Origin of the sequence: Streptococcus mitis, from assembly GCF_003942695.1 — a bacterium.
Classification (GTDB): domain Bacteria; phylum Bacillota; class Bacilli; order Lactobacillales; family Streptococcaceae; genus Streptococcus; species Streptococcus mitis_BD.
The window spans coordinates 1-506 of record NZ_RJNU01000038.1 but is presented as its reverse complement, the minus strand read 5'-3'; the positions used below and the strand labels follow the sequence as shown (position 1 = coordinate 506).

The window sequence follows — 506 nt, the reverse complement described above, 5'->3', positions numbered from 1 at the left end:
CTCAGGTCCGTTGGTCAAGGGGTTAAGACACCGCCTTTTCACGGCGGTAACACGGGTTCGAATCCCGTACGGACTATGGTGTATTGCGGTTAAAAAAACTTGAAAAAAGTTTNAAAAANNTGTTGACAGAGGCAGGTAGCTGTGATATACTAATNTAGTTGTCGCTCGAGAGAATGAGTGACAAAGACCTTTGAAAACTGAACAAGACGAACCAATGTGCAGGGCACTATAACTAAGGTTATAGTACTGAACAATGAAAAAAACAATAAATCTGTCAGTGACAGAAATGAGTGAGAACTCAAACTTTTAATGAGAGTTTGATCCTGGCTCAGGACGAACGCTGGCGGCGTGCCTAATACATGCAAGTAGAACGCTGAAGGAGGAGCTTGCTTCTCTGGATGAGTTGCGAACGGGTGAGTAACGCGTAGGTAACCTGCCTGGTAGCGGGGGATAACTATTGGAAACGATAGCTAATACCGCATAATAGCAGTTATTGCATGATAACT

General features: G+C 43.8%; 1 tRNA gene and 1 rRNA gene. Both read left to right on the top strand.

The window, feature by feature from the left end:
- The first annotated feature begins 4 nt into the window (after positions 1-4).
- Positions 5-76: transfer RNA gene (locus tag D8852_RS09980), tRNA-Glu, on the top strand.
- A 229-nt stretch (positions 77-305) separates the two neighbouring features.
- Positions 306-506, top strand: a 16S ribosomal RNA gene (locus D8852_RS09970); the annotation flags it as partial.